This window comes from Pseudomonas sp. P4_B3 (assembly GCF_056402295.1).
In genome coordinates this window covers 133409-155368 of record NZ_JBFUHR010000013.1, presented here as the reverse complement: position 1 = coordinate 155368, position 21960 = coordinate 133409, and the positions used below count along the sequence as shown (strand labels likewise).

Sequence of the window (21960 nt, the reverse complement as noted above, 5' to 3'; positions counted from 1 at the left end):
TCCTCGTCGAGTCCGCCGAAGACCTGACTTCCCTGGCTGTTGCCAAACTGTTGAAAGCTGTTGTCGACAAGGAACAGCCTCAGCTGGTGATCCTTGGCAAACAGGCCATCGACAGCGACAACAACCAGACTGGCCAGATGCTCGCTGCATTGAGCGGCTACGGTCAGGGCACGTTCGCTTCGAAAGTCGAAATCAGCGGCGACAGCGTCGCTGTTACCCGTGAAGTCGACGGCGGCGCGCAGACGGTTTCCCTGAAATTGCCGGCCATCGTCACCACCGACCTGCGTTTGAACGAGCCGCGCTACGCGTCTCTGCCAAACATCATGAAAGCCAAGAAGAAGCCTCTCGAAGTGCTGACTCCGGATGCTTTGGGCGTTTCCACCGCCTCCACTAACAAGACCCTGAAAGTCGAAGCGCCGGCTGCACGCAGCGCGGGTATCAAGGTCAAGTCGGTGGCTGAACTGGTCGAGAAACTGAAAAACGAAGCGAAGGTAATCTAAATGACTATCTTGGTTATTGCTGAACACGACAACAAAGTGCTGGCTCCGGCCACGCTGAACACCGTTGCTGCTGCCGCCAAAATCGGTGGTGACATCCACGTTCTGGTCGCTGGCCAGGGTGCTGGCGCCGTGGCTGAAGCCGCTGCGAAAGTCGCTGGCGTGGCTAAAGTGCTGGTAGCTGATAACGCTGCCTACGCTCACCAGCTGCCGGAAAACGTTGCTCCGCTGGTTGCAGAGTTGGGCAAGGGCTACAGCCACATCCTGGCTGCCGCTACTTCCAACGGCAAAAACATCCTGCCACGCGTTGCCGCCGCACTGGACGTTGACCAGATCTCCGAGATCATCTCGGTAGAAAGCGCCGACACCTTCACGCGTCCTATCTATGCCGGTAACGCCATCGCTACCGTTCAATCGAACGCTGCGGTCAAAGTGATCACCGTGCGTGCCACCGGTTTCGACCCGGTAGCTGCTGAAGGTGGCTCCGCTGCCGTTGAAGCCGTTGCTGCTGCCAACGACGCTGGCATCTCCAGCTTCGTTGGCGAAGAGCTGGCCAAGTCCGATCGTCCGGAACTGACCGCTGCCAAGATCGTCGTTTCCGGCGGGCGCGGCATGCAGAACGGCGACAACTTCAAACACCTGTACGCCCTGGCCGACAAGCTCGGCGCTGCTGTCGGTGCTTCACGCGCCGCGGTCGACGCAGGTTTTGTTCCGAACGACATGCAGGTCGGTCAGACCGGCAAGATCGTTGCTCCACAGCTGTACATCGCCGTCGGTATCTCCGGCGCGATCCAGCACCTGGCCGGCATGAAAGACTCCAAAGTGATCGTTGCGATCAACAAGGACGAAGAAGCGCCGATCTTCCAGGTGGCCGATTATGGCCTGGTGGCAGACCTGTTCGAAGCCATCCCTGAGTTCGAGAAGCTGGTCTAATCCGGCTGCTTCACTTATAAAGAGCCCGGCCTTTTGGCCGGGTTTTTTTTTGCTCTTCTGTAGGAGCGAGCTTGCTCGCGATGGACTCAAATGCGCCGCGTTTTTCCAGAATGAACGCGTCATCGTTAACGTTCATCGCGAGCAAGCTCGCTCCTACAAGGGGCATAACCGGGTATGAGTGGAGTGTGTAGCCATGGATCTGCGCCTTGTGTGGAGTTTGCTGGGATTGACGCTATTGCCCGCGCTGTCTTTCGCCGCAGGCAAATGCGAACGCCTGGTGGTGACTGGTAGCCCGGACGCGCCACCGTATCTGTGGCAAGACCCGCGGAATCCCGAACACCTGATCGGTGCCAGCGCCGATTTGCTGCAGCAAGTGGCGGGGGAGTTGGGGCTCAAGGTCGAACTGCTGTATGCCGGCAAACGCGCCCAGGCCCTGGACGAAGTGCGCAGCGGGCGCATGGACATGCTGGCGGACGCGACGTTGACCGTCAGTGAGCTGGATTCCCTGGATTACATCCATCCACCCGTGCTGGAAAACGACTATCTGGTCTGGACGCGCAAGGACTCGACGCTGATCTATAACGAAGCACAGGACCTGCACGGCCATTCCGGTGCCGTGTCGGAAAAGGCTCGATTGACTCCGCAATTCAGCACCTTTGCCGGACAGCAGTTAACCCTCACGCACACGTCCAACCTGACCCAGGCCTTTCAGAAACTGCTGTTGGGCGAGGTCGAGTTTGTGCTGGCAGGACGTTACTCGGGCATGGCGACCGCACAGACACTGGGCATGGCCGGTGATTTGGTCACTCGCTCGCAACCGGTCGACAAGCCTGGCCTGTACCTGGCGATTTCCCATGACTCGGCCTGCAACGATCCGTGGTTGCGCGGACAGTTGGCCAAAAAGATGACAGAATTGCCCGCGTCCGGACTGACGGAAGCCGTGCTGATGCGCAATATCGAGCGTTGGAAGGCACAACGCTCACAACCGCAGCAACCCTCGCAACAACCCGTCAGTGCCCCAAAACAGTAGGGATATCTAGTGAGTATTCGACCTCTTTTCGCTGCCGTGGCCTTTGTGGTCCTGGCGGGTTGTGCAACCGATCCTGCGCCGAATGAACAGATGCGCCTGACCGAACAGGCACTCGAACAGGCCAAGGCCGTGGGCGCCACCGCCGACGATGTGCCGGAAATGAAACTGGCCGAGGACAAGTACAATCGTGCCAAGGGCAATATGACCGATCAATCCTTCAAGAATGCGCGGATGCGGGCCGAACAGGCCGAACTCGATGCGCGCCTGGCTGAAGCCAAGGTGTTGAAGGCCAAGAGCGAGGAGCAGTTGAACGTGCTGAACACCCGCATCGCCCGCCTGCAAAAGCAACTGGGAGATGCCGAATGAGCCTCAAGAGCAAAGCCCTCGGCGGTTTGATCCTGGCAGGCTGCGCGAGCCTGTCTGGTTGCGCCAGCCAGCACAGCGAGACCGCATTGCAGCAGGCTGGAGCCGATTTTCAGAAGGTCAAGGAAGACTCCAATGTGCTGCGAATCGCCCCCAAGGACGTGATTCGCGCCGGGGAGTCCCTGGCCCGTGCCGATCGCCTGTCCAGCTATTGGGGTAGCGGTTCGGACGTGGTGCATTACGCCTACCTGAGCCAGCGCTATAGCGCCATTGCCCGGGAACACACCGATCAGGCGCTCAACGAAGAGCAAGCGGCGAAGCTTGAACTGGAGCGGCAGCGCCTGCAACTGGCACTGCGTGAATCCAAACTGTTCAGCGTGCAGCAGCAAGGCAAATGGCTCGAAGAGCAGATCCTGGCATTGACGACCACCCAGACCGACCGTGGCCTGGTGATGACATTGGGTGACATGCTGTTCGACACCGGCGAAGCGGAATTGAAACCTTCGGCCAACCGTGTGGTGTTGAAGATCGTGCAGTTCCTGCAACTCAATCCCAAGCGTGTGGTACGGATCGAAGGTTATACGGACAGTACCGGGGGCAAGCAGGAAAACCTCAAGCTGTCCCGCGACCGCGCACAATCGGTGGCTGATGTGTTGATGGACCTGGGCATCGACGACAAGCGTATTCAGGTCGAGGGTTATGGCGACGAGTATCCCGTGGACGCGAATGCGTCGGAAATCACAAACTCACCGACGCCTTGTTACACTCGACAGCTCCTACAGCCCTACAGCCCTACAGCCCGGCCTGCCATGCAGCGCCGGGTTTTTTTATACCTGCCGATTACCGCGCAAAACAGTACAGATTTTGCTGACACTGCACTGTATGGTCGACTATTGTGGCAACTGTCCCCGTACACTTCTAAACTGTTCCGGTATTGTTTCACACAAGAATAAAATGCCCGTGAAATCGAGTGCTGCGTCATGACCAATCTTTTGCTCTATCAACGTATTGCTCAACAACTGGCCGAAGACATCCGCCGTGGGGTCTATCAGCCGGGGGAGCGCGTACCTTCGGTGCGCAAGATGAGCTCGCAGCTCAATGTCAGCCATGCGACGGTGTTGCAGGCGTATGCCAATCTCGAGGATCAGGGGTTGATCCGCGCCCGGCCGCAGTCGGGTTACTACGTGCACCAGACGCCGGCCCTCACCGCACCGACGCCGGACATCGCCCGGGTCGAGCGCCCCGGCCTGGTCACCCGCAGTAGCATCATTCAACAAGTCCTGGTCGAATCCCGTCGTGAAGGTGTCTTCCCGCTGGGCGCTGCAGTGCCGAGTGTCGATTATTTGCCGGTGCGGGCACTGCATCAGCAATTGGCCAAAGTCACCCGTTTCCATAGTCCGCGGGCCTTCAGCTACATGTTCAGCCCCGGTTTCGAACCGTTGCGCCGACAGGTGGCGATCCGCATGCGCGATGCCGGCGTGGTGGTCGATCCGTCGGAAGTGGTGATCACCCACGGTTGCGTCGATGCGCTGCAGATGTCCTTGCGTGTGCTGACCCGTCCGGGCGATCTGATCGCGGCCGAATCGCCGACTTATTACGGGTTGCTGCAACTGGCCGACCTGTTGGGCCTCAAGGTCATCGAGATCCCCAGCGATCCGGCCACGGGCATGAGCCTGGAAGCCCTGCAACTGGCGGCCAACCAATGGTCGATCAAGGCGTTGGTGTTGACCACCCGTCTGAGCAATCCATTGGGTGGCACCATGCCGGAGGAGCGGCAGAAACAATTGCTGCGCCTGGCGTCGGACTTCGATATCCAGATTGTCGAAGACGATATCTACGGTGAGCTGATGTTCGAACAGGGGCGCACCAAGTCCCTCAAGGCCTACGATCGGCTGGATCGGGTGATCTATTGCTCGAGCTTCTCTAAAACCCTGTCGCCTGGCGTGCGGATCGGCTGGATGATTGCCGGCAAGTATCAGCAGGAAATCCAGCGCTTGCAGACCTTCAGCACGCATTCTGCGTGCAGCGTGACCCAGATGGGCATTGCCGCTTACCTGGAAAATGGTGGGTACGACCGGCATTTGCGCTTCATCCGTCAGGAATACCGGAAAAACCTCAGCGCCTTCCAACTGGCCGTGCAGCAGTATTTCCCGGAAGGCACGCAGATGACCCGGCCTACCGGTGGCTTCATTCTGTGGGTCAGTCTGCCGGGACGGGTCAACACTCAGGAGTTGCACGTGCGGGCATTGCAGCAGGGCATCAGTATTGCGCCGGGGCTGATCTTCAGTAACACCGAGCAGTTTAATCACTGCATTCGCCTCAATTGCGGCATCCCGTGGAATCGTGAAGCCGAGCGCGCGTTGATGACCCTGGGCATGCTGGCCACCCAGCTCTGCCAGGAGATGGCGGGCGGTTTGTAACAGGCTGCTACGGTGCTTGTCTTGTGGGCTGCAACAGGGGAGCATATGCACCTCTGCCGTTTGCACCCACCGTGGGATACATGAAACCGACTTTTCCTGCCGCCTGGCTTTTGCTCTGCCTGATTGCGAGTATTCAGCCGGCATTCGTCGTAGCGGCTACCGAGCAGGATCAGGAGGCCACCGGCAGTTTCCACGTCGCACCGATAAAACCCGAACCTGTGAAAAAAGCCTCGCCGGCCGAGAAACCGGCGACGCCCGTGAAAAAGCGCCAGCCCATTGCCTCCAAATCGAAACCGGCCAGCGAAGTTGTCAAGACCGAGCTTCCATCCGCCAAGTTGGACCTGAGCCTGCCCAAGGATATGGTTCAGGAGCTGAAGCCGATCGGAACGGTGCCGTTGTCCAGGCGCGAACCATTGTTACCCCAGATGTTCGGTGACAAAAGCGGCAGCAGCCCGTTCCAGCTCAACGGCCGCCTGCTCACCAATGAAATGCAGCTGCAACTGCGAAAGGAAGAACGCCGCGAGGTCGAAGGTGCGGCGCTGGATTTCGAGTTCAAGCAGTAACCTCACCAGGATCCGCGAACTGCAGACCAGACGCTTTGTCGGTGACTGGTCGGTCATGTTCGTTTGCATTGAAAAACCCGCTCGCAGGTAATTTAAAACAACTGTTTAAGCGGGTACTCTGTGCCCCGTCCTTTTACACATTGCTCGTCGCGAGGAGCTTGTCGTCATGAAATGCCGTGAGGGCTGTGGCGCTTGTTGCATTGCCCCTTCCATCAGTTCACCGATTCCCGGTATGCCCAACGGCAAAGCCGCAGGGGAGCGTTGCCTGCAACTTTCCTCCGATAACCTGTGCAATATTTTCGGCCAGCCGGAACGGCCGGCGGTGTGTTCTGCCTTCGAGGCCGACCCCGAGATGTGCGGAGGCAGCAGTGAAGAAGCGATCCGGTTGATTGGCTGGTGGGAGCAAATGACGGCGGCGTGATGTGTGGGCTTGCACCTCCGATCACCTCCGAAAAACCWGAAGGTGATCGGAGGTGCAAGCCCAACGGACGGAACTTCAACAATAAGGAATAAGATTATGGGTTCGCTGCATCGTATTGCTGTGCTGTGTGGTTTGACGGTTGTGCTGGCCACTTCGACGGCCCAGGCCGAAGACTGGAAAGTCAAAAAAGACGAAGACGGCATCAAGATCTCCCTGAGTGAAGTGGCCGGCTCCGACTACAAGGCCTACCAGGGCGTCACGCTGATGAAAACCACCATAGCCAAGCTGCGCGCGTTGCAGGAAGACGTGTCCGGAGCCTGCGCCTGGATTCACGAATGCAAAACCCAGAAGCTGCTCAAGCACGAAGGTGACCAGAGCTGGACCTACACTCAGTTCAACACCCCGTGGCCGGTTACTCCGCGTGATTCGGTGCTGCACGTCATCACCATCGAAGGCGCCGATGGCAGCCTGACCCGCAAGCTCGAAGGCGTACCAAAATACATTCCTGAAGAAAAAGGCTTCGTCCGGGTCGCCAAGGTCGACGGTTTCTGGAAGTTCGTGCCCAAGGGCGACCAGGTCGAAGTGACCTATCAGGTGCACACCGAGCCGGGCGGCAGCGTGCCGTCGATGGTGGCCAACAAGTTTGTGGTGGATGCCCCGTTCAATACCTTGAAAGCCCTCAAGGAACGCGCCGAGAAGTAACTTTATCGCTCTTTTAAGGTGACTTCGTAACGCCCCGACTCGATCGGGGCGTTTGCGTTTTTGACCGGTGCGCAGGCTTTAAATTGTTTCCGGATATGCGTTGCACGAAATTTTCACCCACTCTCCAAGACAATTCGCCGGCTCTCCCGTAACGCGCTGCGTACTGCTGAATGCAGGATGAAACAGTCGGGATGAGGGTAGTAATCAATGGCAATGCAGCCGTTGATCGTGCAACATTTGCGCACCGCGCAAACCCCCAGGCCTTGTACGGGCCGAAAAGAGGGCAAGGCGCAGCTGTATTTTTGAAACTTTAACTTCCAATGGGTCCTAAAACGACATGGCAATCCCGGACGCCCTGAATCAGCAGCGAGCCTCTAGTAGTCGCCTGCTGCAACCGACCGTCAAATCGCATCTGGCCTACACGCTGTTGTGTGCCCTGGTCATGATGGTCATGTTCAGCCTGCTGCGCGTCGCGCTGCTGGTTTACAACCGCTCGATGATCCTCGACACACCGGCCTCGACCTTTCTCGAGGCATTCGCCAACGGTCTGCGTTTCGACCTGCGTCTGGTGGTCTATCTCAGCATTCCCTTGCTGCTGGCACTGTTCAGCGCCCGGGCCATGGCCGCACGCGGGCTGTTCCGTCTCTGGTTGACGATCGTCTCCAGCATTGCGCTGTTCCTGGGCCTGATGGAGATGGACTTCTACCGTGAGTTCCACCAGCGCCTCAACGGCCTGGTCTTCCAGTACGTCAAGGAAGATCCGAAAACCGTGATGAGCATGCTCTGGTACGGTTTCCCGGTGGTTCGTTACCTGCTGGCATGGGCCGTGGGCACCTGGATCCTGAGCCTGGCATTCAAGGGCGCCGACCGTGCAACCCGTCCCCGTGGCCCATTCAGTGGTGGCAGCATCGGCACGCGCCAGGTTGCCCCGTGGTATGCGCGCATCGCGGTGTTCGTGGTTTGCTTGCTGATCTGCGTGGTCGCCGCTCGTGGCACCCTGCGTCAGGGCCCGCCATTACGTTGGGGTGACGTGTACACCACCAACTCGATTTTCGCTAACCAGTTGGGCCTCAACGGTACCCTGCAATTGGTGGCTGCTGCCAAGAGCCGGATGTCCGAAGAGCGCGACAACATCTGGAAAGCCACCTTGCCGCAAGAGCAGGCCCAGCAGATCGTGCGTGACATGCTGGTGCTGCCGGACGAAAAACTGGTCGAGACCGACATTGCCGCCGTACGCCGTGATTACACGCCGCCGGCCGACAAGACGCTGCCGATCAAGAACGTTGTCGTGATCCTGATGGAAAGCATGGCCGGTCACTCGGTGGGTGCTTTGGGCGGGCCGGACAACATCACGCCGTACCTCGACAAACTGTCGAAGGAAGGCCTGCTGTTCGACCGCTTCTTCTCCAACGGTACTCATACCCACCAGGGCATGTTTGCCACCATGGGTTGCTTCCCGAACCTGCCGGGTTTCGAATACCTGATGCAGACCCCGGAAGGCAGCCACAAGCTGTCTGGCCTGCCGCAGTTGCTCAGTGCCCGTCACTATGACGACGTGTATGTCTACAACGGTGATTTCGCCTGGGACAACCAGTCGGGTTTCTTCAGCAACCAGGGCATGACCAACTTCATCGGCCGTAACGACTTCGTTAACCCGGTGTTCTCCGACCCTACATGGGGCGTGTCCGACCAGGATATGTTCGATCGCAGCCTGCAAGAGCTCAAGGCACGTGAAAACGGCAAACCGTTCTATGCCTTGCTGCAAACCCTGTCCAACCACACGCCTTACGCCTTGCCGACGCCATTGCCGGTCGAGCCCGTGACCAATCGCGGCAGCCTGAACGAGCACTTGACCGCCATGCGTTACGCGGACTGGGCGCTGGGCCAGTTCTTTGAAAAGGCCCGCAAGGAGCCGTACTTCAAGGAAACCCTGTTCGTCATTGTCGGTGACCACGGTTTCGGCAACGAACAGCAGATCACTGAAATGGACCTGGGCCGCTTCAACGTGCCGATGTTGATGATCGCGCCGGGCATCCAGGAGAAGTTCGGTCAGCGTGACCACACCGTGGGCACCCAGATCGACATCGTGCCGACCATCATGGGCCGCCTGGGCGGCGAAACTCGCCAGCAGTGCTGGGGCCGCGACCTGCTCAACCTGCCTGAAGGCGACAAGGGTTTTGGTGTGATCAAACCTTCGGGTAACGAGCAGACCACGGCCATCCTCAGCGACGACCGGATCCTTGTACTGCCGAAGGAAAAGGACATGGCGCCAAAGTTGTACCAGTACGAAATGGGCGCTACGCCGCATGCCGAGATCATTGCGGATGCACCGGGTACCGCTGAGTTGAAGCTCAAGCTCGAAGCGTTCCTGCAAACCGCGACCAAGAGTCTGCTGGACAACACCGCCGGTGTAGTTCACGGCACGCCGCAGTAAGTTGTGACGCAATGGAAAAGAGGCTCTTCAAGAGCCTCTTTTTTTTGCCTGGCGGATTTTTATATTCGGCCGAGCAAGAGCAGGATCAACAGTACCACCAACACGACGCCGATGATTCCGGATGGGCCATAACCCCAACTTCTGGAGTGTGGGAAGACCGGCAAACCACCGACCAGTAAAAGGATCAGAATGATGATTAGTATTGTGCCCATGTCTATTTCCTTGTCGAAAATGCAGTGAATTGACCATGCCAATCAAGGTCAGCGGGAATGAAGTAAATTCGCGCTGCTTAAATATTCCGACTCTTGCGCTTGCAGGAAAATTCCAGGTTTTTTTCAAGTATTTCGAACGGGTCTTTATCTTTTTTTGTTGCATCAGTTACTTCAGGCGCTCCCGCGGTTTGCTCGGGCCATTCAGCAATCTGATGGAGCGTGGGTCGGGCAATTTCCTTCGCTACACTCGGTGCATCTTCCGAGAACAACAAGGCTGTTTGCTATGCAAAATCGCATGATGATCACTGGTGCAGGCTCTGGTCTGGGTCGTGAAATCGCGCTGCGCTGGGCGCGTGAAGGCTGGCAACTGGCCTTGTCGGACGTCAGCGAGCCCGGTTTGCAGGAAACCCTCAAGCTGGTCCGCGAAGCGGGCGGCGATGGTTTTATCCAGCGTTGTGACGTACGCGATTACAGCCAGTTGACGGCGTTCGCCCAGGCCTGCGAAGTCAAATTCGGCGGCATCGATGTCATCGTCAATAACGCGGGTGTGGCGTCTGGCGGGTTCTTCAGTGAGTTGTCCCTGGAGGACTGGGACTGGCAGATCGCGATCAACCTGATGGGCGTGGTCAAGGGCTGCAAGGCTTTCCTGCCGCTGCTGGAAAAAAGCAAAGGCAAGATCATCAACATCGCGTCCATGGCCGCGTTGATGCAAGGCCCGGCGATGAGCAACTACAACGTGGCCAAGGCGGGCGTGGTGGCGTTGTCCGAAAGCCTGCTGATCGAACTGGCGCATCAGGAAGTCGGTGTGCATGTGGTGTGTCCATCGTTCTTCCAGACCAACCTGCTGGACTCCTTCCGCGGTCCGACCCCGGCCATGAAAGCCCAGGTCGGCAAGTTGCTGGAAAGTTCGCCGATCAGCGCCGTTGACATCGCCGACTACATCTACCGGCAGGTCGCCGCCGGCGAGTTCATGATCCTGCCCCACGAACAGGGCCGCATGGCCTGGGCGCTCAAGCAGAAGAACCCACAACTGCTCTACAACGAAATGACCGTCATGGCCGACAAAATGCGCGCCAAGGCCAGGCAATCGGCAAGCTGATCTTGCTCGCAGGCAACGCTGTGGTTAGGGTGGCCGCCATCGGCCATCCTCGCGAGACGCTTGCATGCTCAATTACCTTTGGTTTTTCCTCGCCGCGCTGTTCGAAATTGCCGGTTGCTTTGCCTTCTGGATGTGGCTGCGCCAGGGTAAAAGCATGTGGTGGGTGGTGCCAGCGCTCCTGAGCCTGACCCTGTTCGCCCTGCTGCTGACCCGGATCGAAGCCACTTACGCCGGCCGTGCCTACGCCGCTTACGGTGGTATCTACATCATTGCGTCAATCGGCTGGTTGGCCGTGGTCGAGCGGATTCGTCCGCTGGGTTCGGACTGGCTTGGCGTGGCGCTGTGTGTGATCGGTGCGAGCATCATCCTGTTCGGACCGCGATTCTCCGCGTCCTGACAGATCGGCCCTACAATCAACCGTCCTGTCAGACTTTTCCGTAAGCGGGGTGTGTCAAGGGCTGTCAGTTCGGTCTGGATTGCTGTCAGAGCATTGTAGGCGTACGGCGGGCCGGGCATCTTCAAGGGCCAGTAATCCCTGAAGGACACTCCTTATGCTCGTACTCAGCCGCGTTGTGGGCGAAACCATTTCCATCGGTGAAAATATTTCCGTGCGCGTTCTCGCGATTAACGGAAACAACATTCGCTTTGGCGTCGAAGCGCCACAGGACGTCAAAGTTCACCGCTCGGAAATCTACGAACGTATCCAGAACAAACTGGCGAAGATCAAGGGACGCTGAAGGCTTCAGTCAAACAGGTGCTTGGGCACGTCGTGCTTGAGCATCAGTTGGCACTGCTCGCTTTCCGGGTCGAAGACAATCAGTGCCTGGCCCTTGGTCAAGGCTTGGCGTACGCGCAGTACGCGGGTTTCCAGTGGTGTGTCGTCACCATTGTCCGTGCCGTCGCGGGTCACGAAATCCTCGATCAGGCGGGTGAGGGTGTCGACTTCAAGTTGGTCGTGGGGAATCAGCATAGGCACCTCGGTTGGATCAATGGCGCGATGCTACGGCGATTGGGCTGTTGCGGCTAGCCTTGGGCTAATGTGTTGTCTGGTCCGGCGTCTTCGCGGGCAAGCCCGCTCCCACAGGTGATCGCATTCCCCCTGTGGGAGCGGGCTTGCTCCGGGCGGCGTTCCGACGAAAGCGGTTTACCTGGCGATGAAGCGCCCGGATCAGTTCTCCGACCGCTGCCCCACCAGGCTGTCCACCGAAGGCACCCGCGTATCGCTTTCCATCTGTGTGTCATGTTCGAGCTGATGGCTGAAGCGGTCCAGTGAACCCTTGGCCGGTTGCGCATCGCTGGCAAACACGGGCGGGCTGAGGATGTACGCACCGAGCAGGCGGCTCAGGGCGGCGAGGCTGTCGATGTGGGTGCGTTCGTAACCGTGGGTGGCGTCGCAGCCGAAGGCGAGCAGGGCGGTGCGAATGTCGTGGCCGGCGGTGACCGCTGAATGTGCGTCGCTGAAGTAGTAGCGGAACAGGTCGCGGCGCGCCGGCAACTCGTTGTCGCTGGCCAGGCGCAGGAGGTGGCGCGACAGGTGATAGTCATACGGCCCGCCGGAATCCTGCATCGCGATGCATACCGCGTGCTCGCTGGAGTGTTGGCCTGGCGCGACCGGTGCGATGTCGATGCCGACGAACTCACTGACGTCCCAGGGCAACGCCGCCGCGGCGCCGCTGCCGGTTTCCTCGGTGATGGTGAACAGTGGATGGCAGTCGATCATCAGGTCTTCGCCACTGTCGACGATGGCTTTGAGCGCCGCCAGCAGCGCGGCCACCCCGGCCTTGTCGTCGAGGTGGCGGGCGCTGATGTGGCCGCTTTCGGTGAACTCCGGCAACGGGTCGAAGGCGACGAAATCGCCGACGCTGATGCCCAGCGACTCGCAGTCGGCACGGGTGGCGCAGTAGGCGTCCAGGCGCAATTCGATGTGATCCCAACTGATCGGCATCTCATCCACGGCGGTATTGAACGCGTGCCCGGACGCCATCAGCGGCAAGACGCTGCCGCGGATCACGCCATTGTCGGTAAACAGGCTGACCCGACTGCCTTCGGCAAAGCGGCTGGACCAGCAGCCGACCGGCGCGAGGGTCAGGCGGCCGTTGTCCTTCACCGCACGCACCGCCGCGCCGATGGTGTCCAGGTGAGCGGAAACGGCGCGGTCGGGGCTGCTTTTCTTGCCCTTGAGCGTGGCGCGGATGGTGCCACGACGAGTCAGCTCGAAGGGAATACCGAGTTCTTCAAGGCGCTCGGCGACGTAGCGCACGATGGTGTCGGTGAACCCGGTGGGGCTGGGAATGGCGAGCATTTCCAGCAGGACTTTTTGCAGGTAACCGAGGTCCGGTTCGGGGATTTTGCTGGTCATGGAAACTCCTGATGTATTGAGGCCATCGATGGTTTCGATGAGGGGATTTTTGTTGCCTGGGCTGGCCCCTTCGCTGGCAAGCCAGCTCCTACATTGGAACGCATTCCCCTGTAGGAGCGAGCTTGCTCGCGAAGGGGCCAGCCCAGGCAACACATCACTAAGAGACTGCCGGCTGGCTGTGCGGAAACAGCAAATCCACAAACCGCTCCGCCGTGGGCTGCGGTTCGTGGTTGGCCAGCCCGGCCCGTTCGTTGGCTTCGATAAACACGTAGTCCGGCTGGTCAGCGGCGGACACCATCAAGTCGAGGCCGACCATGGGAATGTCCAGCGCCCGCGCGGCCCGCACGGCGGCGTCCAGCAGCGTCGGGTGCAGGATCGCCGTGACGTCTTCAAGCACGCCGCCGGTATGAAGATTCGCCGTGCGTCGTACGAACAGATGCTCGCCGGCCGGCAGAATGCTGCTGTAGTCGTATCCGGCGGCCTGCAAGGTGCGCCGGGTTTCCGCGTCCTGCGGGATCTTGCTTTCGCCACCCGTGGCCGCCTGTCGCCGACGGCTCTGGGCTTCGATCAATGCGCCGATGGAGTGCTGGCCGTCGCCGACTACTTCGGCCGGCCGGCGAATGGCGGCGGCGACCACTTCAAAACCGATCACCACAATGCGCAGGTCGAGGCCTTCGTGGAAACCTTCCAGCAGCACGCGGCTGTCGAAGTGGCGAGCGGCTTCTATGGCTTGCTGCACCTCCTCAAGGGTACGCAAATCCACCGCCACCCCTTTACCCTGTTCACCATCCAGTGGCTTGACCACCACGCGCTGGTGTTCATCGAGGAACGCCAGGTTGTCATCGGCATTACCCGCCAGTTGCTGCGCCGGCAGGTTCAACCCGGCAGCCCTGAGCACTTTGTGGGTCAGGCTTTTGTCCTGGCACAGGGTCATGCTGACGGCGCTGGTCAGGTCGCTCAGGGATTCACGGCAGCGTACCCGGCGCCCGCCATGGCTGAGGGTGAACATCCCGGCGTCGGCGTCATCGACCTGCACATCAATGCCACGGCGGTGAGCCTCTTCGACAATGATCCGCGCGTACGGGTTGAAAGCGGCTTCGGGGCCTGGCCCGAGAAACAGCGGCTGATTGATGCCGTTCTTGCGCTTGATGGCGAAGGTCGTCAGGTTGCGAAAACCGAGCTTGGCGTAGAGGCTTTTCGCCTGGCGGTTGTCGTGTAGCACCGACAAGTCGAGGCAGGCGAGCCCGCGACTCATGAAGTGTTCGATCAAATGCCGCACCAGCACTTCACCGACACCCGGCCGCGCACAATGCGGGTCGACCGCCAGGCACCACAGACTGCTGCCGTTTTCCGGGTCGTTGAAGGCCTTGTGGTGGTTGAGGCCCATGACGCTGCCGATGACCGCGCCGCTGTCCTCGTCTTCGGCCAGCCAGTACACCGGGCCACCCAGGTGGCGCGCAGTGAGCCGGGTGGCATCGATCGGCAGCATGCCGCGGGCCTGGTACAGCTGATTGATCGCCTGCCAGTCGGCATCGCTTTGCGCGCGTCGAATGCGAAAACCGCGAAACACCCGGGTCGCTTGACGGTAATCACTGAACCACAGGCGCAAGGTATCGGACGGGTCGAGAAACAGCTGCGTCGGCTCCAGCCCCAGCACTTGCTGGGGCGCGGCGACGTACAGCGCAATGTCCCGTTCACCGGGCTGCTCGTTGAGCAACTCCCCGGCGAGGCTCGCGGCATCGGCAAAGGTATGGCCGATCAGCAAGCGGCCCCAGCCGCAATGCACGGCAATCGGCGCCCCGCCGAGTTCACAGCGATCCTCGGCCAGGCGTGCCTGCAAGCGTTCGTAGGAGGGTGACTGGCCGCGCAACAGACGTTGGCTGAAAGCCGTGGCGTGAGGTTTCATCGGTCAGATTCCTTGTTCGCTGAGCCACAGGTTGAGCGCCGCCAGTTGCCACAGTTTCGAGCCGCGCAACGGTGTCAATTGCCCCTGTGGATCGGTCAGCAGACGGTCGAGCATCGCGGGGTGGAACAGGCCGCGATCCTGGCTGGGATCGAGCAGCAACTCGCGCACCCACTCCAGCGTATCGCCCTGCAAATGCTTGAGGCCCGGCACCGGGAAGTAACCTTTCTTGCGGTCGATCACTTCACTGGGAATCACTTGTCGCGCGGCTTCTTTCAAGACGTGCTTGCCGCCGTCCGGCAGTTTGAAGCGCCCCGGAATCCGTGCCGACAGCTCCACCAGGCGATAGTCGAGAAACGGCGTGCGCGCTTCCAGGCCCCAGGCCATGGTCATGTTGTCAACGCGTTTGACCGGGTCGTCCACCAGCATCACCGTGCTGTCCAGACGCAAGGCCTTGTCCACCGCCGCATCGGCACCGGGCTTGGCGAAATGGGCTTTGACGAAGTCACCGGCGGCGTCATTCGCGGTCAGCCATTTCGGTTGCACGGTGGCGGCGTAGTCGTCGTAACTGCGGTCGAAAAACGCTTCGCGGTACGCGGCATACGGATCACTCGCGCCGTCCACTTGCGGATACCAGTGGTAACCGGCGAACAGTTCATCGGCGCCCTGGCCGCTCTGGACGACTTTGCAGTGTTTGGCCACCTCCCGTGACAACAGGTAGAAGGCAATGCAGTCATGGCTGACCATCGGTTCGCTCATGGCGCGGAATGCGGCGGGCAGTTGTTCGATGATCTCTTTTTCTTCGATGCGCAATTGGTGATGCTGCGTGCCGTAGTGCCGGGCGATCAGGTCGGAATACTGGAACTCGTCACCGCGCTCGCCGCCCGCATCCTGAAACCCGATGGAAAAGGTCGACAGATTGTCCACGCCGACTTCCCGCAACAGGCCCACCAGCAGGCTTGAATCGACGCCGCCGGACAAGAGCACGCCGACATCCACCGCTGCACGTTGGCGGATGGCAACAGCTTCGCGAGTGCTGACGAGCACACGGTCGCGCCAGTCTTCGAGGGTCAGATCCGTCTCATCGGCGTGAGGGCCGTAGGGCAGGGTCCACCAGGTTTTCTGTTCGGTGCGACCATCGGCTTCGATGCGCATCCAGGTGGCCGGCGGCAGTTTTTCAATGCCCGCCAGCAAGGTGCGCGGTGCCGGGACCACGGAGTGGAAATTCAGATAGTGATTGAGCGCTACAGGATCGAGGATCGGGTTGATGTCGCCGCCCTTGAGCAATGCCGGCAGCGCCGAAGCGAAGCGCAGGCGCTGGTCGGTGCGCGACAGGTACAGCGGTTTCACGCCGAGTCGGTCGCGGGCGATGAACAGGCGTTGGGCATCGCGCTCCCAAACGGCGAAGGCAAACATGCCGTTGAGTTTTGGCAGCAGCGCTTCGCCCCAGGCGTGATAGCCCTTGAGCAACACTTCGGTGTCGCCACCGGAATAGAAGGTGTATCCCAGGCTTTCAAGCTCGGCGCGCAATTGCGGAAAGTTGTAGATCGCCCCGTTGAAGGCCAGGGACAAGCCCAATTGCGGGTCGATCATCGGCTGCGCCGAGCCGTCCGACAGGTCCATGATTTTCAGGCGCCGATGGCCCAGGGCAACAGGCCCCTGGCTATGAAAGCCCCAGGCGTCGGGGCCGCGGGGGGCCAGGTGATGGGTGATTCGTTCAATGGCTGCAAGGTCTGCAGGTTGATGATCAAAACGTAACTCGCCAGCTAATCCGCACATAAATTCCTTACCGGTTTTTCCGTTGGGGAGGGTCGATCGATACCGCGCCAGAACGGCGGGTACTCAGAAAGTGACCCTCCTCGGTAAGGGGAGTTTTAGATCGATGAGTTATATGCGCGCCAGACCACGGCCGAATCGCCCCGTGAGGGCGACTTCGGCTGCTGTATCGATTACTTGCCCCGGATCAGGCGCCGCAGGGCAAACCGATTGGGATGGCAGGCTTCGGCCACGCTTCTGGGCAACGGCAGGGGTTCGTTGTCCAGCCAGGCTGCCAGCAGTTCTCCGGACAGCGGCGCGGTGATCAGGCCGCGCGAGCCGTGACCGCTGTTGATGTACAAACCGTCAAGCCATGGGCATTCGGCGTCTGGCACCTGCCGGGCATCCTTGCCCAGCGCTGCATAAGCCTGAGTGAACGCCTGGGTGTCGGCTAACGGGCCGACGATTGGCAAGTAGTCGGGGCTGGTGCAGCGAAAAGCGGCACGCCCCTGGAGGCTTTCAGGCGCAAGATTATCGGTCTGTAGACGCTCGACCAGATCGTGGGAAATCTCTTCGAGCATGGCCATGTTGCCCAGGTGTTCGGCCGTGGTCGGCGTCAGGTCATCGCTCTTGAAATCGAAACTGGCCCCCAGGGTGTGTTCGCCCAAACGGGCAGGGGCGACATAGCCTTCTGCACACACCACGGTGCTCAGGGCCTGGCTTTGCGGGGTTTGCGCCAGGCGGGTGATTTGTCCGCGAATGCGTTTGAGCGGCAACTCGGCGCTCTCGGGGAAGCGCTGGATTTCGGCTGCGCCGGCGAGCACCACCACGGGGGCGTCGGCAAGCAATCGCTCGCCGTCCCAGGCTTGCCAACGGCCTTCAACCTTGCGCAGTTCCAGCGCATCGTGATGGGTGAGCAATTGAATCTGTGGATGCGCAGCCTGCCACTGGCACAGCGCCGGTGGGTGGACCCACCCGCCTTCGGGATAGAACAGGCCCCCCTGTGCCAGCCCGATACCGGCCACGGCCTGTGCCTCGGGTTGATCCAGCAGGTGCAGCAAGTCCGCTGGAAACGCCGCGGCCAATTGCGCCTGGCGTTCGGCTTCCTTGGCATTGAAGGCCAGTTGCAACACGCCGCAATCGTCCCAGTCGCGACCCCGTTGCAAGTGTTCGAGCAGGCGTCGGGTGTAGCCGAAACCGCTGACGATCATTTGTGACAGCGCCGTGCCGTGGGCGGATAACTTCAGGTAGAGCACGCCCTGCGGGTTGCCCGAGGCTTCCCGGGCGATGTCGTCGTGGCGCTCCAGCACTGTCACTTGCCAGCCACGCGCGGCGAGGCTGGCGGCGCTGGCACAACCGGCCAGGCCGGCACCGATCACTAGAGCCTGGCGCTCGCCGGTCAGCGCTGCCGGGCGGGCGAACCAGGGTTTATCCAGGGCCGGGGCCGGCGTTTCCTGGGGCCAGCCGAGGAACTCGCCGCGCAGGATTTCCCATTTGTGGCCGATGCCAGGGGTACGTTTCATCTTGAAACCGGCGGCGTTGAGCAGGCGTCGCACCCACCCGGTGCTGGTGAAAGTGCTGATGGATGCACCAGGGGCGGCCAGGCGAGCCAGCTCGGCAAACAGTTCGGCGGTCCACATGTCGGGGTTCTTCGCCGGAGCGAAACCGTCGAGGAACCAGGCGTCGATTCGGGCATCGAGTTGAGGCAGTTGGTCTAATGCGTCACCGATCAGCAATGTCAGGGTCACGCGACCGTTATCCAGCGTCAGGCGCTGAAAACCCTGATGGATCGCCACGTACTGCGACAGCAATTGATCGGCAAACACCTTGAGTTCCGGCCACAGCGCCAGGGCTCGTTGCAAATCGGCCGGGCTCAACGGGTACTTTTCGACGCTGACAAAATGCAGCCGCGCTCCGGCCGCCGCGTGTTGTTCGAACACCTGCCAGGCACACAGAAAATTCAGTCCCGTGCCAAAGCCCGTTTCACCGATGACCAGGCGTCCGCCCTCCGGCAAGGCAGCAAAGCGTTCCGCCAAGCGGTTTTGCTCGATAAAGACATAGCGGGTTTCGTCCAGCCCCGACTGGTCGGAGAAATACACATCATCGAACACTCGCGAATACGGACGACCTTGGTCGTCCCAGTCGAGCTGGGCGTGGGGCAATTCAGGTTTCATGGCAGGCTCGGCAACGGCAAGGCCGCCATTCTAGCCGATCGACGGCGCGGTGCTTGATCCGTGGCAAGGTATGCATTGGCCGAGACCGGGAGAATCTCTGCTGACCTTCAGTTCAATCCGCTAGTCTTGCTCACATCTGGAAGGGAGCCGCTCATGTTTGAATCTGCTGAAATCGATCACGCCATTGACAAAGAAACCTACGACGCCGAAGTCCCGGCCCTGCGCGAAGCGTTGCTCGAAGCGCAATTCGAATTGCAGCAGCAACGCCGCTTTCCGGTGATCATTTTGATCAATGGCATCGAAGGTGCCGGTAAGGGTGAGACGATCAAGGTGCTCAACGAGTGGATGGACCCGCGCTTGATCGAGGTCCGCACCTTCGACCAGCAAACCGATGAAGAACTGGCGCGGCCGCCGGCCTGGCGGTACTGGCGGATGCTCCCGGCCAAGGGGCGCATGGGGATTTTCTTCGGCAACTGGTACAGCCAGATGCTGCAGGGGCGGGTCCATGGCGTGTTCAAGGATCCGCGACTGGACCAGGCGATCAACGGCGCCGAGCGCCTGGAAAAGATGCTGTGCGATGAAGGTGCGCTGATCTTCAAGTTCTGGTTTCACCTCTCCAAGAAGCAAATGAAGGCACGCCTCAAGGCGCTGGCCGACGACCCGCTGCACAGCTGGCGCATCAGCCCGCTGGACTGGCAGCAGTCGCAAACCTACGACAGGTTCGTGAAGTATGGCGAACGGGTGCTGCGCCGCACCAGCCGCGACTATGCACCGTGGCATGTGATCGCCGGGGTGGATGCCCATTATCGGAGCTTGGCCGTGGGGCGGATTCTGCTGGCGGGCCTGCAGGGCGCATTGCAGCGACCGACGATCCATCCGGAAAAGGTCAGCGCCGCGCCAGTGTTCCCCAGTGTCGATCAAGTGAACCTGATCGACAGCCTGGACCTGACCCTGCACCTGGACAAGGAAGATTACGAAGAACAGCTGATTACCGAGCAGGCGCGGTTTTCCGGGTTGATGCGCGACAAACGCATGCGCCGCCACGCGCTGGTGGCGGTGTTCGAAGGCAACGACGCGGCTGGCAAGGGCGGGGCGATCCGCCGGGTAGCGGCAGCGCTTGATCCGCGCCAGTACAGCATCGTGCCGATTGCCGCGCCCACCGAAGAAGAACGGGCGCAACCGTATCTGTGGCGCTTCTGGCGGCACCTGCCGGCCCGGGGCAAGTTCACCGTGTTCGACCGCTCCTGGTATGGCCGGGTGTTGGTGGAGCGCATCGAAGGGTTTTGCAGCCCGGCAGACTGGCTGCGTGCCTACAGCGAGATCAACGATTTCGAGGAACAACTGACCGATGCCGGGGTGATCGTGGTCAAGTTCTGGCTGTCCATCGACAAACAGACGCAACTGGAGCGCTTCGAGGAGCGCGAAAAGATTCCCTTCAAGCGCTTCAAGATCACTGACGATGACTGGCGCAACCGTGAAAAGTGGGATGACTATCGCGCGGCGGTTGGCGACATGGTCGACCGTACCAGCACCGAGATTGCGCCATGGACCCTGGTGGAAGCCAACGACAAGCGTTGGGCACGGGTCAAAGTCTTGCGCACCATCAATCGCGCACTGGAGGAGGCTTTCGAAAAATCCGACCGGCATGAGAACAAGAAGCGTAAGGGCAAGGATTGAAGCGATGGTTGCGCATACGCGAGGTGAATGATTGTCGCGGTCGGTGAAGCGCTGGACTTATGCTCGGTCCACTCTCAACTGATAACAACAATGAGGTATGTCATGCGTGAAGTGGTGATCGTCGACAGCGTGCGGACCGGCCTGGCCAAATCCTTTCGCGGCAAATTCAACATGACCCGCCCGGACGACATGGCGGCACACTGTGTCGATGCACTGTTGCTACGCTCCGGTATCGATCCGGCGAGCGTCGAGGACTGCATCGTTGGCGCCGGTTCCAACGAAGGCGCCCAGGGTTTCAATATCGGTCGCAATGTCGCGGTGCTGTCGCGCCTGGGCATCGGCACGGCCGGCATGACCCTCAACCGTTTCTGTTCCTCGGGCTTGCAGGCGATCGCCATTGCCGCCAACCAGATCGCTTCGGGTTGCAGCGACATCATCGTCGCCGGCGGTGTCGAGTCCATCAGCATGACCATGAAAAGTGTCAATACCGACAACCTGATCAACCCGCTGCTCAAGGAACAGGTGCCGGGCATCTACTTCCCAATGGGGCAGACTGCTGAAATAGTCGCGCGTCGGTACGGCGTCAGCCGTGAAGAGCAGGACCTGTACGCGTTGCAAAGCCAGCAGCGTACTGCTCAGGCTCAGGCCGCCGGGCTGTTCTGCGATGAAATCGTGCCGATGGCGGTGAAGTATCGCGTCGAAGACAAAAACACCGGTCAGGTGCAGATCCTCGACGGTGTCGTTGATCGTGATGACTGCAACCGCCCGGACACCACCCTGGAAAGTCTGGCCGGGTTGAAGCCGGTGTTCGCCGAAGATGGCTCGGTCACGGCCGGCAACTCTTCGCAACTGTCTGATGGCGCGTCCATGACCCTGGTGATGAGCCTGGAAAAAGCGCTGGAACTGGGGCTCAAGCCGAAAGCGTTCTTTCGCGGTTTTACCGTGGCCGGTTGCGCGCCGGACGAGATGGGCATCGGCCCGGTGTTTTCGGTACCGAAACTGCTCAAGGCCAAAGGCTTGCGGATTGACGACATCGACCTGTGGGAACTCAACGAAGCGTTCGCCTCGCAGTGCCTGTACAGCCGCAACCGCCTGGAAATCGACAACGCCCGGTACAACGTCAACGGCGGCTCGATCTCCATCGGCCACCCGTTCGGCATGACCGGCTCGCGCCAGGTCGGGCATCTGGTTCGTGAATTGCAGCGACGCAATCTGCGTTACGGTGTCGTCACCATGTGCGTGGGAGGCGGGATGGGGGCAACCGGGCTGTTTGAGGCGGTGCGTTAAGCCTAGGGTTTTTTCGTTGTCCGTCAGATAGCTTTCGCGAGCAGGCTCGCTCCCACAGATTTGGTGGCGTACACAACATTTGTGATCGCCGCTAATCATTGTGGGAGCGAGCCTGCTCGCGATGGGCGCAC

Annotated in this window: 21 protein-coding genes and 1 pseudogene; 15 read left to right on the top strand and 7 right to left on the bottom strand. The window is 60.3% G+C overall.

The window, feature by feature from the left end:
* Together AC1DWG_RS17135 and AC1DWG_RS17130 are read left to right on the top strand one after the other, a co-directional pair.
* The coding region (locus AC1DWG_RS17135) for an electron transfer flavoprotein subunit beta/FixA family protein (RefSeq protein ID WP_477788064.1) at positions 1–500 on the top strand (500 nt) is incomplete at its 5' end.
* Positions 501–1430, top strand: a complete 930-nt coding sequence (locus AC1DWG_RS17130; protein WP_477788063.1) for an electron transfer flavoprotein subunit alpha/FixB family protein — start codon at positions 501–503, stop codon at positions 1428–1430.
* Between the two features lie 10 nt (positions 1431–1440).
* On the opposite strand, the gene AC1DWG_RS17125 is transcribed toward AC1DWG_RS17130, so the two are convergent.
* The gene (locus tag AC1DWG_RS17125) at positions 1441–1566 is read right to left on the bottom strand and encodes a hypothetical protein (RefSeq protein ID WP_477788062.1); all 126 of its coding nucleotides are present in this window, start codon (positions 1564–1566) and stop codon (positions 1441–1443) included.
* A gap of 57 nt (positions 1567–1623) precedes the next feature.
* Here AC1DWG_RS17125 and AC1DWG_RS17120 point away from each other — a divergent pair, with 57 nt between their 5' ends.
* From AC1DWG_RS17120 to AC1DWG_RS17085, 8 genes and pseudogenes are all read left to right on the top strand, one after another.
* Entirely contained in the window at positions 1624–2460 is an 837-nt protein-coding gene (locus tag AC1DWG_RS17120) for a substrate-binding periplasmic protein (protein WP_477788061.1), read from the top strand.
* Positions 2461–2469: 9 nt separating this feature from the next.
* On the top strand, positions 2470–2826 hold the full coding sequence (locus AC1DWG_RS17115) for a DUF4398 domain-containing protein (RefSeq protein WP_108215383.1): 357 nt from the start codon (positions 2470–2472) through the stop codon (positions 2824–2826).
* A pseudogene (locus AC1DWG_RS17110) lies at positions 2823–3560 on the top strand (OmpA family protein); the annotation flags it as partial. The gene AC1DWG_RS17115 and the pseudogene AC1DWG_RS17110, both read left to right, overlap by 4 nt.
* A 243-nt stretch (positions 3561–3803) precedes the next feature.
* Complete coding sequence (locus tag AC1DWG_RS17105) at positions 3804–5243, top strand: aminotransferase-like domain-containing protein (RefSeq protein ID WP_008050371.1); 1440 nt, start codon at positions 3804–3806, stop codon at positions 5241–5243.
* 80 nt (positions 5244–5323) lie between these two features.
* Positions 5324–5806, top strand: a complete 483-nt coding sequence (locus tag AC1DWG_RS17100) for a translation initiation factor 2 (protein WP_477753719.1) — start codon at positions 5324–5326, stop codon at positions 5804–5806.
* Between the two features lie 166 nt (positions 5807–5972).
* Positions 5973–6227, top strand: a complete 255-nt coding sequence (locus AC1DWG_RS17095) for a YkgJ family cysteine cluster protein (RefSeq protein ID WP_477764768.1) — start codon at positions 5973–5975, stop codon at positions 6225–6227.
* A 96-nt stretch (positions 6228–6323) separates the two neighbouring features.
* Complete coding sequence (locus tag AC1DWG_RS17090; RefSeq protein ID WP_477788060.1) at positions 6324–6929, top strand: START domain-containing protein; 606 nt, start codon at positions 6324–6326, stop codon at positions 6927–6929.
* 337 nt (positions 6930–7266) lie between these two features.
* Positions 7267–9363, top strand: a complete 2097-nt coding sequence (locus AC1DWG_RS17085) for an LTA synthase family protein (protein ID WP_477764767.1) — start codon at positions 7267–7269, stop codon at positions 9361–9363.
* A gap of 59 nt (positions 9364–9422) precedes the next feature.
* Here the strand turns inward: AC1DWG_RS17085 and AC1DWG_RS17080 are convergent, their stop codons facing one another.
* Positions 9423–9581 carry a DUF3309 family protein gene (locus AC1DWG_RS17080; RefSeq protein WP_477754914.1) on the bottom strand — a complete coding sequence of 53 codons (159 nt, stop codon included), beginning with the start codon at positions 9579–9581 and terminating at the stop codon, positions 9423–9425.
* A 277-nt stretch (positions 9582–9858) separates the two neighbouring features.
* On the opposite strand from AC1DWG_RS17080, the gene AC1DWG_RS17075 reads away from it, so the two are divergent.
* The 3 genes from AC1DWG_RS17075 to csrA all read left to right on the top strand — a co-directional run bounded on the left by AC1DWG_RS17075 (position 9859) and on the right by csrA (position 11411).
* Positions 9859–10674, top strand: coding sequence for an SDR family oxidoreductase (locus AC1DWG_RS17075; RefSeq protein WP_477788059.1), 816 nt, complete (start codon positions 9859–9861; stop codon positions 10672–10674).
* A 64-nt stretch (positions 10675–10738) separates the two neighbouring features.
* Positions 10739–11071 (top strand): YnfA family protein, encoded by a 333-nt coding sequence (locus tag AC1DWG_RS17070; protein ID WP_008004345.1) that lies wholly within the window; start codon positions 10739–10741, stop codon positions 11069–11071.
* Between the two features lie 154 nt (positions 11072–11225).
* Positions 11226–11411 (top strand): carbon storage regulator CsrA, encoded by a 186-nt coding sequence (gene csrA, locus AC1DWG_RS17065; protein WP_477764765.1) that lies wholly within the window; start codon positions 11226–11228, stop codon positions 11409–11411.
* Positions 11412–11416: 5 nt separating this feature from the next.
* Here csrA and AC1DWG_RS17060 read toward each other — a convergent pair whose 3' ends face one another.
* The 5 genes from AC1DWG_RS17060 to mnmC form a co-directional block, all read right to left on the bottom strand.
* Entirely contained in the window at positions 11417–11644 is a 228-nt protein-coding gene (locus AC1DWG_RS17060) for a YheU family protein (RefSeq protein WP_003199186.1), read from the bottom strand.
* Between the two features lie 198 nt (positions 11645–11842).
* Positions 11843–13033: an osmoprotectant NAGGN system M42 family peptidase gene (locus AC1DWG_RS17055; RefSeq protein ID WP_477788058.1), complete on the bottom strand. Its 1191-nt coding sequence runs from the start codon at positions 13031–13033 to the stop codon at positions 11843–11845.
* 157 nt (positions 13034–13190) lie between these two features.
* Entirely contained in the window at positions 13191–14939 is a 1749-nt protein-coding gene (gene ngg / locus AC1DWG_RS17050) for an N-acetylglutaminylglutamine synthetase (protein WP_477788057.1), read from the bottom strand.
* A gap of 3 nt (positions 14940–14942) precedes the next feature.
* Positions 14943–16715 (bottom strand): N-acetylglutaminylglutamine amidotransferase, encoded by a 1773-nt coding sequence (locus AC1DWG_RS17045; protein ID WP_477788056.1) that lies wholly within the window; start codon positions 16713–16715, stop codon positions 14943–14945.
* A gap of 170 nt (positions 16716–16885) precedes the next feature.
* A complete protein-coding gene (mnmC, locus tag AC1DWG_RS17040) occupies positions 16886–18865 on the bottom strand; it encodes a bifunctional tRNA (5-methylaminomethyl-2-thiouridine)(34)-methyltransferase MnmC2/FAD-dependent 5-carboxymethylaminomethyl-2-thiouridine(34) oxidoreductase MnmC1 (RefSeq protein WP_477764761.1) in 1980 nt (659 codons plus the stop codon).
* A gap of 153 nt (positions 18866–19018) precedes the next feature.
* Here mnmC and pap point away from each other — a divergent pair, with 153 nt between their 5' ends.
* Positions 19019–20542 (top strand): polyphosphate:AMP phosphotransferase, encoded by a 1524-nt coding sequence (gene pap, locus AC1DWG_RS17035; protein ID WP_477788055.1) that lies wholly within the window; start codon positions 19019–19021, stop codon positions 20540–20542.
* A 102-nt stretch (positions 20543–20644) separates the two neighbouring features.
* Positions 20645–21829: a thiolase family protein gene (locus tag AC1DWG_RS17030; RefSeq protein ID WP_477764760.1), complete on the top strand. Its 1185-nt coding sequence runs from the start codon at positions 20645–20647 to the stop codon at positions 21827–21829.
* The last annotated feature ends 131 nt before the right edge of the window (positions 21830–21960 follow it).